Annotated in this window: 11 protein-coding genes; 2 read left to right on the top strand and 9 right to left on the bottom strand. The window is 49.8% G+C overall.

The genetic code is table 11. The features are described 5' to 3' along the window. Nucleotides 1–241: 241 nt before the first annotated feature. The 6 genes from QZT18_RS14980 to QZT18_RS14955 form a co-directional block, all read right to left on the bottom strand. Nucleotides 242–1,537 (bottom strand): acetyl-CoA hydrolase/transferase family protein, encoded by a 1,296-nt coding sequence (locus QZT18_RS14980; RefSeq protein WP_294148839.1) that lies wholly within the window; start codon nt 1,535–1,537, stop codon nt 242–244. A gap of 21 nt (nt 1,538–1,558) precedes the next feature. After that, nucleotides 1,559–2,368, bottom strand: coding sequence for an enoyl-CoA hydratase-related protein (locus QZT18_RS14975; protein ID WP_294148837.1), 810 nt, complete (start codon nt 2,366–2,368; stop codon nt 1,559–1,561). Between the two features lie 207 nt (nt 2,369–2,575). Beyond that, nucleotides 2,576–3,100 (bottom strand): nitroreductase family protein, encoded by a 525-nt coding sequence (locus QZT18_RS14970; protein WP_294148835.1) that lies wholly within the window; start codon nt 3,098–3,100, stop codon nt 2,576–2,578. Nucleotides 3,101–3,112: 12 nt separating this feature from the next. Beyond that, the gene (locus QZT18_RS14965) at nt 3,113–4,183 is read right to left on the bottom strand and encodes a 1-aminocyclopropane-1-carboxylate deaminase/D-cysteine desulfhydrase (RefSeq protein ID WP_294148833.1); all 1,071 of its coding nucleotides are present in this window, start codon (nt 4,181–4,183) and stop codon (nt 3,113–3,115) included. A gap of 28 nt (nt 4,184–4,211) precedes the next feature. Then, nucleotides 4,212–5,588, bottom strand: a complete 1,377-nt coding sequence (locus QZT18_RS14960) for a sodium:solute symporter (RefSeq protein WP_294148831.1) — start codon at nt 5,586–5,588, stop codon at nt 4,212–4,214. Nucleotides 5,589–5,708: 120 nt separating this feature from the next. After that, on the bottom strand, nt 5,709–6,857 hold the full coding sequence (locus tag QZT18_RS14955) for a mandelate racemase/muconate lactonizing enzyme family protein (RefSeq protein WP_294148830.1): 1,149 nt from the start codon (nt 6,855–6,857) through the stop codon (nt 5,709–5,711). Between the two features lie 273 nt (nt 6,858–7,130). On the opposite strand from QZT18_RS14955, the gene QZT18_RS14950 reads away from it, so the two are divergent. Together QZT18_RS14950 and QZT18_RS14945 are read left to right on the top strand one after the other, a co-directional pair. Further along, complete coding sequence (locus QZT18_RS14950; RefSeq protein ID WP_294148828.1) at nt 7,131–8,027, top strand: LysR family transcriptional regulator; 897 nt, start codon at nt 7,131–7,133, stop codon at nt 8,025–8,027. 185 nt (nt 8,028–8,212) lie between these two features. Continuing rightward, nucleotides 8,213–9,376 (top strand): FprA family A-type flavoprotein, encoded by a 1,164-nt coding sequence (locus QZT18_RS14945; RefSeq protein ID WP_294148887.1) that lies wholly within the window; start codon nt 8,213–8,215, stop codon nt 9,374–9,376. A gap of 260 nt (nt 9,377–9,636) precedes the next feature. On the opposite strand, the gene QZT18_RS14940 is transcribed toward QZT18_RS14945, so the two are convergent. The 3 genes from QZT18_RS14940 to QZT18_RS14930 form a co-directional block, all read right to left on the bottom strand. Further along, complete coding sequence (locus tag QZT18_RS14940; RefSeq protein WP_294148826.1) at nt 9,637–11,109, bottom strand: Na+/H+ antiporter NhaC family protein; 1,473 nt, start codon at nt 11,107–11,109, stop codon at nt 9,637–9,639. Between the two features lie 39 nt (nt 11,110–11,148). Next, nucleotides 11,149–12,132: a 1-aminocyclopropane-1-carboxylate deaminase/D-cysteine desulfhydrase gene (locus QZT18_RS14935; RefSeq protein WP_294148825.1), complete on the bottom strand. Its 984-nt coding sequence runs from the start codon at nt 12,130–12,132 to the stop codon at nt 11,149–11,151. A gap of 382 nt (nt 12,133–12,514) precedes the next feature. Beyond that, nucleotides 12,515–14,581, bottom strand: a complete 2,067-nt coding sequence (locus tag QZT18_RS14930; RefSeq protein WP_294148823.1) for a sigma-54-dependent Fis family transcriptional regulator — start codon at nt 14,579–14,581, stop codon at nt 12,515–12,517. Nucleotides 14,582–15,273 lie beyond the last annotated feature (692 nt).

Raw genomic sequence — 15,273 nt, 5'->3', positions numbered from 1 at the left:
CTGTCTTCCGCTGTGCCCGCCTGCCCGGGATTCTTGCGCTGCCGCGCGGTTGCTTCAGCAACTATTTGCCTCTGCGCGGCATGTGCATCCTCGCGGAGCGATTTTGATTCATCGGATGTAATTTCCTGTGAATTAAAAAACCTGCCGGTTTTCTCTTTAAAGGGGAGTGAAATCCGGCAGTGTATTTACACCCTGTAGCATTTGGGATGTAAGCAGTCTTTATCTTTATACTTGTTATTTTTTAAATCAGCCCCAGTTCTTTTGCCTGGAAGGTAAGTTCTTCTCTGAATTTCGGGTGCGAAACCCGGATCAGTTCCCTGGCCCGTTCCGCGACGGTCTTTCCGGCCAGAACGGCCGCGCCGTACTCAGTGACCACATATTCCACCATGGTACGCGTCAGGGACACCGGAGTTCCCGGGGTAAAAAACGGAACGATCTTGGAATACTTACCGTTTTTCGTAATGGACTCCACCACGACGATGGATTTCCCGTCCGGGCAAAGCGCTGCGCCCGTTGAAAAGTCGGCAATTCCGCCCATACCGGAATACTGCTTTCCTTTCAGATATTCCGAGTTAGCCTGTCCCAGAAGATCGACCTGCACGGCATTGTTAATTGCCGTCATTCTCCTGTTCTGCGCAATCAGGCCCGGATTTAAAACATTCTGGCAGCTGTTCATGTTAATTCCCGGATTGTGTCCGGCAAAATCAAACAGCTCCCTGGAACCTACGAGCTGGGCGCAGACGGAGACTCCCGGATGGAGCGTCTTCTTTCTGTTGGTGATAATTCCCTTTTTCGTCAGTTCCATCAGCAGATCCCCGTAGATTTCCGTGTGGACTCCCAGATCTTTTTTTGGCTCCATATACATCATGGCGGAAGAATTCAGGCGTCCCAGTCCCACTTCTATCGTGGCCTCATCCTCCACAAGTTCCGAAAGGGCGTTACCGATTGCCCGGTAAATTTCGCGGCTTTCCTCGGCATCGTCAATCTCCCTGAGATTGAGGGGATACCCGTCTCCCTCCACAATATAATCAAATTCGGAAATATGTTTTACATTCGCCCCGAGCACAAACGGAAGTTCCGGGTTGATTTCGGCGATAACAAGCTCCGCCTGGGTGGCAATTACCGGCATACCGTCCGCTGCATTTCCCATGGAAACATAGCCGTTTTCGTCGGGCTTTGAAACACAGGGCATCGCTATCCTGCATTTTAGTGCGTTCATTGCCAGTTTGCCGTATCCCGAAAAACCGCAGGGGATAAATTCCGCAAAGCCGTTCTCAATATACTCCCGGTTCATGCCGTCCATGAAACTGAGGAAAACCCTCACCTCATCTCCCAGCCCCTCCAGTTCTCCCAGAAAGTTGGTCTGGGAACAGAAATACGTCACATTCTTTAAGTCTTTTCTCTTTCCCAGTTCCCTGAGGATTGTCTTCGGCTCCCTTGTCACAGCGCAAAAGCTGTCCCCGCTCCTCACCATGGCCGCCGCCTGAGCCGCTGTTATCAGTTTTTCATTATATTGGTCTTTCCATGTCTGACACATTTTCGTTCTCCATTGTCCTTTTTATGAGCGGTTATTTTTCCATTCCAGCGCCGCTTTAAGTCCCTGGCTGTTCACAATCTCGTTGAATTCTTTCTGCGTCTGGGCCTGGTTGATGCGGCACAGGCTGAAAATCTCTGCTGCAAAATCCATGGCATTGACCATGCCCTGAATCTCATACGTCTTGTTGACCTGGTATTTTAACATGGTCATCGTATCGGCAGGCATTCCGGCAAGTCGCTCGGCAACCTTCATTGTCTCCTCTTCCAGCTTCTCAAACGGTACCACCTTATTTACAACGCCGCATTCACGGAGGTCTTCCGCGGTCAGATATTCACCAAGATATAAAAGCTGTCTCGCCTTATTCATCGGGAGTTTCCACGGCTCAATCAGGATGTCTGGAACATAGGAAAATGCCACTTCCGGCTCTCCGAACCTGGCGTCCTCGGATGCAATCACCAGGTCGCACATGAATGCAAGGTGAAGTCCGCCGCCGATACAGAATCCCTGTACGGATGCAATCACGGGTTTTTTGCATTTCCAGACTTCCCGCCATGTATTTAATTCCATTGCCGTATTCTCTCTTCTTGGAATCACGTCTACAATCGGCTCGCCAATACTTTCCTTAATGTCAAAACCCGCGCTGAATGCCTTATCCCCCACCGCACTGATAACAATTACGTTGGTCTCCGGATCCTGATCCGCCATTTTAATAAATTCTCCCAGGTTCTCCACCAGTTCCTGGTTGAATGCATTTCTCGCTTTCGGACGGTTGATAATAACTCTTCCGATTTTTCCCTGTTTTTCATATAAAAGTACGTCTGTCTGGCTCATAATATCTGTTTCCTCCCACTGTTTTTCAGCTTTTATTTTTCTATTTCTGCATTTCAGTTTTTTCTTTCTGCTTCTATCTTTCTGCTCCTGTCTTTCCGCTCCTGTCTTTCTGCTCCTGTCTTTCCGCTTCTGTCTTTCCGCTCCTGTCTTTCCGCTTCTGTCTTTTACGCTTCTGTCTTTCTGCTCCTATCCTTCCGCCCCTGTCTCTCAGTTTATGTCCTTCTCACAGTTCCACCGCCCCAGATGGACGCGGCTCTCATCCCATCTGTCTTTTGCCGTCTTCTTAAATTCCGGATAGCCAAAGGACATCAGGCAGAGAATCTCTATCCCATCCGGGATGCCGAATTCCGGCCTTATGGTTTTTATCCTCTCCTCATTTGGATAAACGCCCAGCCACACGGCTCCCACGCCCAGGTGTTCCGCCTCCAGAAGCATGTTTTCGGCGGCTGCCGAACAGTCCTGGATCCAGAAGTCGAACCTGTATTTCTGCAGTGACGGGTCCGCGCACAGTATCACCGCAAATGCGGCTTCCGGAAGCATGGCGGCATGAGGATGAAGCTCCGAGAGCCTGATTAAATCCTCCCTGTCCTCCACTACCAGAAAGTGCCACGGCTGCTCATTACCGGCCGAAGGCGCACACATCCCGGCGCGCAGAATTTTTTCTATCTTCTCTCGTTCCACCGGTTTGTCCTGATATTTTCTTGTGCTTCTCCGCTCAAATATTTCTTTCATGCATATTCCTCCCTAACTTGGGCCGCACTGTGCAAACAGTGAGGCAAATCCGCCGGTATGGATATATATTACAGGCAGACCGCTCTCCCCTTTTCCAGATTCCGTGACAGCGCCCACCACCGTTTTGCTGCAATAAATATTTTCAATATAGATACCGGTCAGATGAGGAAAACGTTTTACCATCCGGCTGCTTTCCTCCGTATTGCTGCCCCAGCCGTTCCCGGCGTAGAGGTCTGTAACCTCACAAAGCGATTCCAGCTCACACCCGATCGGGCCGACATACTGTTCCGTTTCCGCAATCAGCTTCTTTATCCGGTTCTCTAATATCTCTTTACTGTGCTCCACACTGATTACCGTGATCTCAAACGGCATATTTTCGAGATAATTACCGCATATCAGGCCTGCCGCTATCCCTCCGTTGCCTCCCGGCACAAAGATGCGGCCCAGTTTTTTCCGGCCGTCCGCTCCCGCCGTTTCTGTCACTGTTTCAGTCGTAGGTCCGGCCGTCGTTTCAGCCGCCTCTCCCGCCGTTTTATCCGCCGTACCATCCTCTTTTTCCAGCCCCTCTTTTATCTCACGGAGCATATCGATATAACCGAGGACTCCCAGCCCGGTGGAAGCGCCGTTTTCTATCAGGAAGGGATTTTTTCCCTCCGCTCTGTATCCGTCACAGAGCAGAGCCGCTTTTTCATTCCGTTCCATTCCGCTGCAGGATCCCAGGAAGACCTCACGCACATCCAATATTTTATTCAATACCATGTTTCCTCTTCTGTCCTCCGGCCGAAAGGAATTATAGACGAGGGCGCAGTCCAGGGACAGAGCCGCGCAGGCTGCCGCCACGGTTGTACACAGGTTTGATTCATAGGGCCCCGAGGCGACGACGGTATCGCATCCTTCCGATACGGCTTCCTCCAGCAGATACTCCATACACCGTACCTTATTGCCTCCGGGCCCCAATCCGCTTAAGTCTTCCCTTTTAATGTAAAACGGCACGGGCAGCGAAAATTCTTTTTCTATTCTTTTCATCCTCTGGAGAGGGGTGGGATAACACCCCAGCTCCAGTTTCTTATGGTATAATTTCATTTTTCCTCCGCTCAATTGATTGGAAGCATTAATGGGAAGCTTCCTTCGGCTGTGTCATAAGGCTCACTGCCACATAAGCAATCAGAGACGGCAGAATCGGGAAAATGGATGATACCGGAAGATGCACGCCGCAGTATTTGTACAGGACTACAAAAAACATTCCCGTTATCGAACTGGCGATTGCTCCCGCCTTGGTTGCCTTCTTCCAGAAGATTCCTCCGATAAACATGACCAGTGTTCCGGCGCACATGAAGGTGTAGGCCGCGGACAGCATGGAAATGATCGTTTTTGCCCCGAGAGCCAGATATAGCACGATAAGGCCGATTAAGAATGTGGCGACGTGGGCGATCTGGTTCAACTTCTTCTCACTTGCATTTTTATCAAAATATGCCTTGTATATATCGTTTGTAAAGGAGCCGGTCACGTAAATAAGCTGTGAGTCAACCGTTGACATAACTGCCGCCATTAAAGCTGCAATCATAAGGGCCGCCACAATCGGTGGGAATGCTTCAATCAGCACATGGAACAGAATTGTTCCCGGCGCTGCGTCCGGATATAAAGCGATTCCGTACATACCGATCAGGACCGGAAGCACTACATACGGAAGCAGGATCATCGCTCCCCAGAATGCAGAATGGAATGCCGTTTTTTCATTTTTACAGGACATATTTCTCTGGAAAGACGCACTGGAAATCAGTCCGTACAGCATGGACGGGAACAGCATCATCACCCAGGTGTCGAGTTCGAAAGGAATCAGTTCGTAGAAAGAGCTTGGAAGAACCTCTTTCATCAGTCCCAGTCCGCCCTGTGACAACATGCAGCCGAATACAATTAAGGTACATAAGAAAATTACGCCTACCTGAATCATATCCGTCATCAGGACTCCCCACTGGCCCGACATAGTGGAATAGATAAATACGATAAGGCAAACCGCAGCGGCGCCCAGAGTTGCGTTCATGCCAAAATAGGAAAACAGGTTTCTTCCTGCAATAATCTGACCTGCCATGATGCTCATGGCCGCCAGCGCATTGACTACCGCAAAGATAGTACCGGTAATCCTGGCCCCATACCGTTTATTCAGGATATCCGACATTGTGAGCTGTTCCGTGCGGTAAAGCCTCTTTGACAGAACAAAGGCAAAGAGAACGTATCCCAGGGCGGAACCTACGCCGTACCAGATACCTCCGATTCCGTATATGGCGCCGTACTCCGCGCCGCCCACCACGATACCGTTTCCGATATGGGAACCGATATAGGAACCGCAGACCATCAGGAATGTTCCCTGTTTTGCCGCCGTCAGGTAATCCTCAAATGAGTTGGCATATTTTTTACCGTAAAATCCGACCGCCAGCATTCCCCCAAGATACAAGACCATAACGACAACAATAAGCTGTAAAATATTCATACCCTTCCTCCTGTTCTTTCTCGATAAACGTTACTGTTTACTCCATACCCAGTAACCGAAAACCTTCTCTTCAGTAAAAACTTCTTGTTTCATTTATTATTTTCCGGCCGGAAAAATAATTTAATTTAAAATGCTGTATTTTTTCACAAGCTCCTCATCGATTTCAATTCCAAATCCCGGTTTCTGCGGAAGCGGGATGCAGCCGTCCTCCTCCACGAAATAGTTTTCCTTCAGGATTCCCTGGAACGCCCCCGGCGTCAGGGTCGGAGGATCATAGGGATACTCAAGCCATGTGAAGTTGGGAATCGAGGCGACCATATGCATACTCTGTAAAACGCCGGTTCCCGGTATGTATGCGTGCGGATTCACCGTCTTTCCGTAGGAATCGGCAATCGCAGCAATCTTTCTGATATAACTGATCCCCGTGCTCATTGTGCAGTTGGGCTGCAGTATCTCATAGCACCCCTTATCCAGCATTATTTTGAAGTCCGGAATTCCGATATTGATTTCCCCTCCCGCAATCGGAATGTCCACTTCTTCATTCAGCCTGGCAAGGCCGTCGAAATTGTACCGCCACAGCGGCTCTTCCAGCCAGGCGCAGCCGAGTTTCTCCATCTCCCTCGCCGTGTCCCTGGCCCTTTCATAGCTCCACACATAGGGGTATCCGTTATTGTTGCGCTCACAGGCGGTGCCCTGGTTGGCGTCCACCATGATTTCCAGCTTATCGCCGACTGCCTCCCGTACCGCTTCCACTATTGCAATATCTTCTCTGACCGTCTTATGGGTGAAACGGACCTTGACGGCCTTAAAACCTTCCTCCACAAGGCGTTTTGCATCCTCTTTTCTCTGCTCATTAGAACGGATCTCTCCCCAGGCCGCATAGACCGGAACTCTGTCCCGGCAGGCTCCAAAGAGCTTATATACCGGCAGTCCCGCAGCTTTTCCGATAATATCCCAGCAGGCGTTTTCAATCGCCCACGGCCTGGTGGCCACTCTGGCCACATTGCGGAGCTTGAACATAATCTTTTCAATATCAAACGGCGAGTCACCGACTACCATTTCTTTGGCATAATCCATCATATCGCATACCAGTTTCAGTATGCCGTGGGGCGCCTCCATGCAGGCACAGCCGGTAATCCCCTCATCCGTGTGGACACGAACCACAAAAATCACCTGGCCGCTCTCCGTTTTTCCCGGATACCATGTTGGATGGAATTCCTCGGGAAAAGGTACGTTTACGCAGTCATAGGTAATGTCCGTTATCTTCATCTCTTCCTCCTGTCATAGCAATTGTCTCATTGCCGCTGTTTTGTTTTTATCGCTTCATCATCTTTTTTCTTTCTTTTTTATATTTCACCCGGGTTTTAATTGTTTATTATTTATTTTTATCTTTATTTACAGTTTCTTTACTTGACTTCATTTTAGCAGAAACATATTTGCGTGAAAAACAGTATTTTCTTTACACAGTTACAACTTTCTGTTGTATAATATAGAGAAATCGCGGGATGACAAAGCAGCCGTTTGACAGAAGGGAATGATGGCATGAATATAAGACAGTTAGAGTATTTTGTAAAAGTTTATGAATGCGGCAGTTTCTTTAAGGCGGCGGAATCTCTTTTCATCTCCCAGCAGGCCCTCAGCCGGGCGCTGGCCACTCTGGAACAGGAGCTGAATGCCCAGCTTTTTTACAGAAACCACAAAGGCGTCACCCCCACTCCCCTCGGACGTGAACTGTATGTTTCCTGTCAGGCGGCCCTCAGGGAGATGCAGGCGCTGGAAAAACATATGAATGAATTTATCCGCCAGAATTACGGCTATCTGAAGATTGGGCTGGGCGCCGGCTGCCGGTATTTTATTTCAAAAACCATGTGGAAGGATTTCTTCAAGGACTATCCCCATGTCTCCTATGACGTTGAGGAGTATACTTACAAGCACAGTATTGAACTTTTAAATAATAAGGAGCTGGATATTCTGATTATCTCGGACTATACGCCGGGAAAAGAGTATTACCAGAATGAACTTAAGACGCAGGACCGCGTTCTCCTGCTGCCGAAGGAGCATCCTGCTTTTGAGAATGAGTACGTGAAACTGGAAGAACTGCGCGATGAATCGTTCGTACTTTCCATCAACGATCTGGCTTACCAGAGTTTTCTGGAATTCTGCACCGGGCATGACTGCCTTCCAAAAGAAGTCCTGAGGGTCAGCGATACCCTGTATATGTATGAGACCTGCAGCCGGGACCGCTGTGCCGGAATCACGATCAAAGGATATTTTACAGATGTCTTTCTTCCAAAATTTCCGGATCTCGATATCATTCCATTCAAACGTAATCTTTTCCCTTATACCATCACCCTGATGGCGCGGAAAAATCACCCGAACCTGGCGCTGATTATGTCGCTGGCCTCCTACCTGAAAGAATATCTGAGCGATAAATCATAAAAAACGTTCCGCGGAAAAAACCGGTAAGCAGTCATTTTTTTCTCTTCAGGTTCTTATCATGATAAAATTTTAACGTTATAAGTCTTGCATTTCCGGCTCAAATATACTACACTTCTTTTGAATCGTAATGATACGGAACTTATAAAAAAATTATCAGTTTAAAGTCAGCAAGGAGGATGCAAATGATGAACGCAGTTCAGGTTAAAGAAGGCATATACTGGGTGGGGGCGCTGGACTGGCACCTGCGCAATTTTCACGGATACACGACGAACCGGGGCGCAACCTACAATGCCTATTTGATTATTGACGAGAAGGTTGCATTGATCGATGCGGTAAAGGCGCCGTTTTCCAAAGAACTGCTGGAGCGGATCAGCAGTATCATCGACCCTTCTAAAATTGATTACATAATCTCAAACCATGTGGAGATGGATCATTCCGGCGCTCTTCCCGCCATGGCGGAGGCCTGCCCGAACGCCACAATCGTCACCAGCGCTCCCAGCGGAGTGAAGGGACTGACCGCCCATTACGGACAGCTCAATTACATGCCCGTGAAGAGCGGCAGCACCTTAAGTCTCGGAAAACGCTCTCTCTCCTTTGTCGCTACCCCAATGCTCCACTGGCCGGACAATATGGTCACCTGGTGCCCGGAGGAAAAACTGCTTTTCTCCAACGACGCATTCGGACAGCATTACTGCACCAACACCCGCTTTGACGATGATTCCGACTTCTGTGAGACTATGCAGGAGGCAAAGAAATATTATGCCAATATTATTATGTGCTACGGAAAACAGGCCGCCGGGGCCTGGAAGACCGTCAAGGAACTGGCTCCCGAAATGATCGCCCCAAGCCATGGCGTCATCTGGAGAAGCCATGTGGATGATATTCTGGATGCCTATGAAAAATGGAGCACCCACGAACCGGAGACCGGGGCGCTTGTGGTCTTCGACAGCATGTGGCATTCCACGGAGACTATGGCACAGACGATTGCCGAGGCATTTACAGAGCAGGGCGTTCCGGTGAAGCTTTACGATTTAAAGCAGTCCCACCTCTCGGACATCATCGTAAATCTTCTGGACTGCAAATATGTAGCCGTCGGTTCACCGACCCTCAACAACAATATGCTTCCGACCGTGGCGGCTTTCCTCTGCTACATGAAGGGCCTCTCCCCAAAGAACCGCAGGGCGTTCTCCTTCGGCTCCTACGGCTGGGGCGGACAGGCTAACGCACAGATTGATGAGGAACTCAAAAAATGCGGATTTGACCTCTGCCTTGACACTCTGAAGATTCAGTATATTCCTTCTGAGGAACAGTTAAAAGAAATCGGTGAGAAGATAAAAGGCCTGAACTAAGCAGAACAGTCTCCTTTTATATAATTCGTATTTGTCCAAAAATATTGTTAACTTCAGACAAAGAAAAACACGCTTCGCGAATTTTTCTTTGCCACTCCATAAGAAAGCGCCGCCCGCCTGTGAAACTTATGTGGTTTCACAGGCGGGCGGCGCTTTACGGTTGGACGGCGGTGACCGGCCCTTTTTACACACCGGCCGACACCATCGGCGTAATATTTAAAACACCCTATTTATTATTGACATTCTTACTGAAAATCGGTTTATGACGCCTGCTTACGCTGTTCCATCTCTTCCGCCGTTCTCAGACGCACGTCCGGCTCACTCGGAATCTTAAATCCCGGGAAGAACCGGTCCAGACTGGTGATGGTGAGAATCAGCATGGATGCAACGGATATCATACTCAGATAATTGGCGGAAATAATTTTCATCGGGGTAAATGCATACAGTGGATAAACCGCTGTAGCAAGACCCGTAAAGAAAATCATGTAGCCGTGCCACGGTATAAGCTGGGAACCGATGGTTCCGAAGGCATCGGAGTAGGTGGAGTTGCGCAGGCGCAGTTTGTACATCTGCTCCGGCGTTGCCTCGACCGCATTGTCCGTCATATTTTTAATAATCGGCCCCATCGTTACAATCTGGCCCGTACAGTCGCCCAGCACCGCATTGCAGAGCAGGGAAAGCAGGGCATTGCACATCATGAGCTGGCGCACGCTGTGGGCAATTTTTAAAACTCCCCTGATAATCGGATCAAATGCATTCATGCCTCCCATGATTCCGCCGAATGCCGCAGTCCATAAAGTCATGCTGACCGACCAGGAACCGGCGTCTGAAAAACCGGTATAAACGAGATTAGCAAAGGATGAAAGAGTGAGCGTATTGGCAAACAGGCCGCATACAAGGGCCAGGCCGATACCGGAACCGAGGCAGATGACCGTGCCGATGCCTTTAACGGCCATAACAATAACGGCCACAAGGGGAAGCAGCAGGTAAAGAGGCACTCCGCTGCGCACCTGTTCCAGCAGGGTTACCGCGGAGGGACGCTCCACCATCAGTGTCTCCCATACTTCCTTCGGGATTGCGTCAATCGCTTCGTTTGCATTGCCTACCGCGCCGCCCAGCCCCATGGCCTGGGAAACGATAAAGAATACCACAACGCTGACCACCAGACAGGAGATGGACCATGCTCCCTGGTGGCGCACACGGTCGGTTACTTCAACCTCATGCACACCGGAAGAAAGCACGGTTGTATCCGAGATCAGGCCGATATTATCGCCAAAACAGCAGCCTCCCGCGATAGCGGCAACCGTCAGAAGAGGGGAACCGCCTACAATATGGGATAACCACAGGAATACCGGCACACAGGCCGCAAATGTTCCCCAGGAAGTTCCCGTTGCAATTGAAAGCAGGGAGGTGACGATCAGGGATGCGCTTGCAACCGTGACGCCGGTCAGTCCGACCTTCATCGCAACAATAATAATGGACGCGCCAACGCCGCTGGCCATAAACACCTCGGCCATGGCAAAGGAAATCATAAGGATAAAAAGAATATCAATCAGATTCTTTGCATTTTCAATCGCAGATTTATAAATTTGCTTATATGACTGTTTATCCAGAACAAATGCCAGAATCCCCGCCAGTACCGTTGCGGTGGGGGCTGCCAGAAGAATATCCACGCCATTCAGCAAAAGACCGGCCAGTACCACAACCGGAAACAGTTTTATTATCGCTTTCATAAGAACTCATCCTTTCTTTAACAGTGTCGATTTTCACGTTTAGAACTGGGCAAACAGAGAACCCAGCCCGCCTGTATGCAGATAACATACCGGGCCGGAGACTTTCCCCTGTTCTATGTAATCCTGCATTCCAACTAAAACCTTACTGTTATATACATTCTCAATTAAGATACCTTCCATTTTGGGAAAATCCAGGACAGCCTGACCGCTCTGCGGGGTATTCTTTCCCCAGCCGCCTCCCCGGTAGCTGTCGTCGATGATACAGGCCTCCTCCAGGCTATATCCGAACGGAAGTCCCAGAATTTCCTCCAATTCCGAAATAATTTTGTTGATATGGGCGCTCAATCTCTCCTTCCCATCCTCCACACTGATAATAACGATGTTAAATGGAAATCCGCAGAGGGCATTGCCGTAAATCAGGCCGGATGCAACTCCCCCATTCCCGCCGGGAGCAAATATCGTGCCCTTTTGAAGGGATTTTTCCCGGAACTGGCGCTCCATCTCAATGATGGCGTTCGTATATCCCAGCGCCCCCGTCCCCGTGGTAGCGCCGTTGCGGATGATAAACGGGCTGTACTCCGGTGAAATCCTCTCGGCAAGCTCCTCCACAAATGCGGTCCGCTCCTCCTCAGAGGCATCCCCTATAAAATGGGATTCGGCCCCCAGCAGGCGGTTGAGCAGAAGATTTCCCGTAAGATGTTCCGGCTCGGCTCCATTGTGCACCACAATGCATTTCAGCCCCAGCTTCGCACAGGCCGCCGCCGTCAACGTGCACAGATTGGATTGAACCGGACCGGATGCAATCAATGTATCCTTGCCTTCGGCCATTGCCTTTCCCGCTATAAATTCCAGACTCCGAAGTTTATTTCCCCCCGGTCCCAGGCCGGTTAAATCGTCACGTTTAATAAAAATGCCGGAATAGTCCATCCGCCGTTCCAGATTTTTAAGTGGTTCCAGGGGAGTCGGCAGGGTGGCAAAGCGTGCGCGTTCGACCCTGCTGAGTTCTGATTCTAAAATGTTCATTTTCCCTCTCCTCTCTTTTTTTGTTTGGACATGTCGAAACTAGTCTATTATACAGCAAGAATCGTGCCAATTTTTGTACTTTTGTAATTGACAAAAGACGTCTTCCGTTCCAAGCGGACTGTTTCTCCACTTCACACGGGTGGAATAAAGCAGATTTATTGCCTCGTCCCCCGCATTATCAAAGAAAAAACCGTCTGTTCCCTTCCGGAGAGAATCCCTCCATAAAGCAAAATTGTCCCGGGTATAAATTTAAAATAATCTTATGGCCTGTTTTTAATGATGGTGTGAATAATGGTACAAAAAGAAAGTGGTTGATAAATTGGTTTTTCAAAGACCAGTTTTTCAGCCACTTTCTCACAATTATCTTTCATAACTATTTTTCTTAACAATTCAATTGAAGTAAATCCCGTAGCCTGTCATTTGCCTGCTGCCCCAAAACAGTAAGCTCCGTCCCGCTTCTCCCTGTATGAATCCGTACTAGCCCATACGACTGCAGCGTCTGCAGATACATCCGCACTTCCTGTTCACTGAGGGAAGTCCCCTTTGCCTCCAGGCTGCGGCTGATTCCCTGCCTTCCCTGTTTTACCCCGGCCTGCTTATTGTAATATAAAAGTGACAGAATAGAGGCATGACGTTCAAGACGCGGCCGCTCCTGGATAAGAAAATGTTCCAGCAGAGGATCCTCCTTCGCCCCCTCCGCCTCCTCCGGCCGGCTGTCCAGTTGGGATCTGGCATCTCCCAGGGTAATAACCTCTTTTCCCAGATAGGAAAGCCGTTCGACAAAATTCCCCAGCTCCCGCACATTTCCATGCCACGGATATACGGTCAGGTATTCAAGCGCATCTGGTGAAAGAGTAAATTCCGCTCCCATCCGGGACCGGAAATCCTCTATCAGCAGCGCAATATCCTCTCTCCTCTCCCGCAGCGGCGGTATTTCAACAGAGAGGACATTCAGCCGGTAATACAAATCCTCCCGGAACTTATTCTGCCTTACCAGATCCAGCAGGCGTTTGTTGCTGGCGGATATGATCCGGACATCAATGCTGATGACGTTGTCTCCCCCGACCCGGATCACCTCCTTTTCCTGCAGGACACGCAGAATCCGCGCCTGAAGCGCCAGATCCATCTCACCAATCTCATCCAGGAACAGCGTCCCCTTATGGGCAAGCTCAAAATATCCGGCCTTGCCGCCTTTTTTAGCCCCGGTAAACGCTCCTTCACTATAGCCGAAAAGCTCGCTTTCCAGCAGACTCTCCGGGATGGAGGCGCAGTTGATGGCAATAAAAGGATAATCCTTCCGCGAGGACGCATTGTGGATCGACTGGGCAAAAAGCTCTTTTCCGGTTCCGCTCTGTCCATAAATCACAATCGAGGAGGAAGACCGGGCCATCCGCCCCACCGTTTCCTTGATCTTCTGCATCTTCGGGTTCTGTGTCCTGATATCGGTAAAATCATGCTTTGCCACGTGTCCCTTGGAAATTAGCTGGCGGCGCACCTTATACTGGTTAAGTTCCACGTCCTTCAGGGTTTTTATCATCAGAATATATTCCCCCGCCGCCGAGGAACCGGTCAGCGGATAAATGGAAACATCCATAAGCTGATCCCGGACCGTCACCACCTGGTCCCGGATCGGTTCGGAAAGCTGCGTGATTTTGAGCTCGCTCAGTTCCGGAAGAAGCGTCTCCACCTGCTGCCCAATGGCCGCCAGCGATTTTTTCCCCAGAAGATGCTCCGCAGAAGCGTTGACAAAAGAGACCGTGCCGCTGCCCGTCAGCGTGATGATCCCCCCGTCAAACACCTGCATGACGAGATCCAGTTTTCTCTCCTGCTCATGTACCTGATCCAGCAGCTGCTCAATCCCCAGATCCCCCTGGGCCAGGCTGCTGAAATACGCTTTCGCGCAGTCGCTCTGCAGCATGGCCGTAAGGTTCAGCTTCGCCGCCAGGTTCGCTATGGTGCGCATGGACAAAACCCTGTCATGCAGATCCACAATATTTGTAACCCGGGGTGGAACCAATGCCTTTTCCCCGGGTGTGATTGCCATTGTAAGAGGCGGTATCACCTCGATTCCCGGATAAACGGGCAGGAGTTCGATATGATTAATTCCCGAGTTGTAAATCATATTGATTGTCTCGATTGCCATCTCCATCGTAGTGTTGACAAGCATCGCCTTCGTCCCCTCGGGAATAGAAAGCAGCCTGTTAATTGCGCTCTTTCTCAGCGTGATATCCGCAATAATAACGTGTCGGCAGTCACGCAGCCTCGACTCAATCAACGTATAAATGGCATGTGTGGAAATCAGGACCACATCGGCGGAAATATTCCTGGGAAGATTCTCCTCCAGGGCATAAAGCTCCACGCTGATCGAACCGTCAAACAGGGCCAGAATCTGCTCCGCATAGATATTGGCCGTCCGCATTCCATGAGAAATAATCACTACGGTTTTCACTGTATATTTCCTCCCGCTCTCCGCTTTTGTAATACTGATGCTGCCGTAAAAGTTCCGAATTGTTTTTGACTGATGTTTATTTTAGCAGTTATTGGGGGGTATTGCAATGAGGCGGGGGATTTAATTGAGACGCTTTAATTGAGACGGAGAACGCTGCCGGGACGGGCGGGGTGGAATGGCGAAAGGGAGGTTGTGAGTCTTCAGTCCCGGGCGCCAGGTTTTAGCAGGTGGGGAATCCGGGCAGAAAAAGTTCCTGCGGGAAACGCTCGCGCTCTTTGGAGTACATAACGGACACTAACCTCGAAAAAACCTCGGTAAGTGCCGATGAACTCCAGGTTCCCTCCGAAATCTTTTTCTCCCTCCTCCCCCACAGGAAGGTTATAGCCGGGACTGAAGACGCCGAGGTAATCGCCATTCCTGCTCCGGCCTGCGGCCGCTGATTTGTTCTGCTTCTTCAAGTGGGTGAGGTATTGTCGCAACCACTACGTTTGCTCGGATAACGGTAAATTGTCTTCTGTTTGAACTTAGTTGGATTGTAAAAGTTCCACAGCAGCGTCGTGGCTGCGATAACACCATCTCCTCACTTGACGAAAGAGACAATCAGCCTCTGAAGATGACGGACGGGGCAACACCTTCGCTGAGTCTTCAGTCCCGTCGACAACCTGCCCGGGGAAGGAAGGAGAAAACTTTCC

The sequence above is a fragment of the uncultured Clostridium sp. genome, from assembly GCF_900547735.1.
Classification (GTDB): domain Bacteria; phylum Bacillota; class Clostridia; order Lachnospirales; family Lachnospiraceae; genus Otoolea.
The sequence above is the reverse complement of the archived record's forward strand: the minus strand, read 5'-3'. Positions and strand labels throughout refer to the sequence as shown.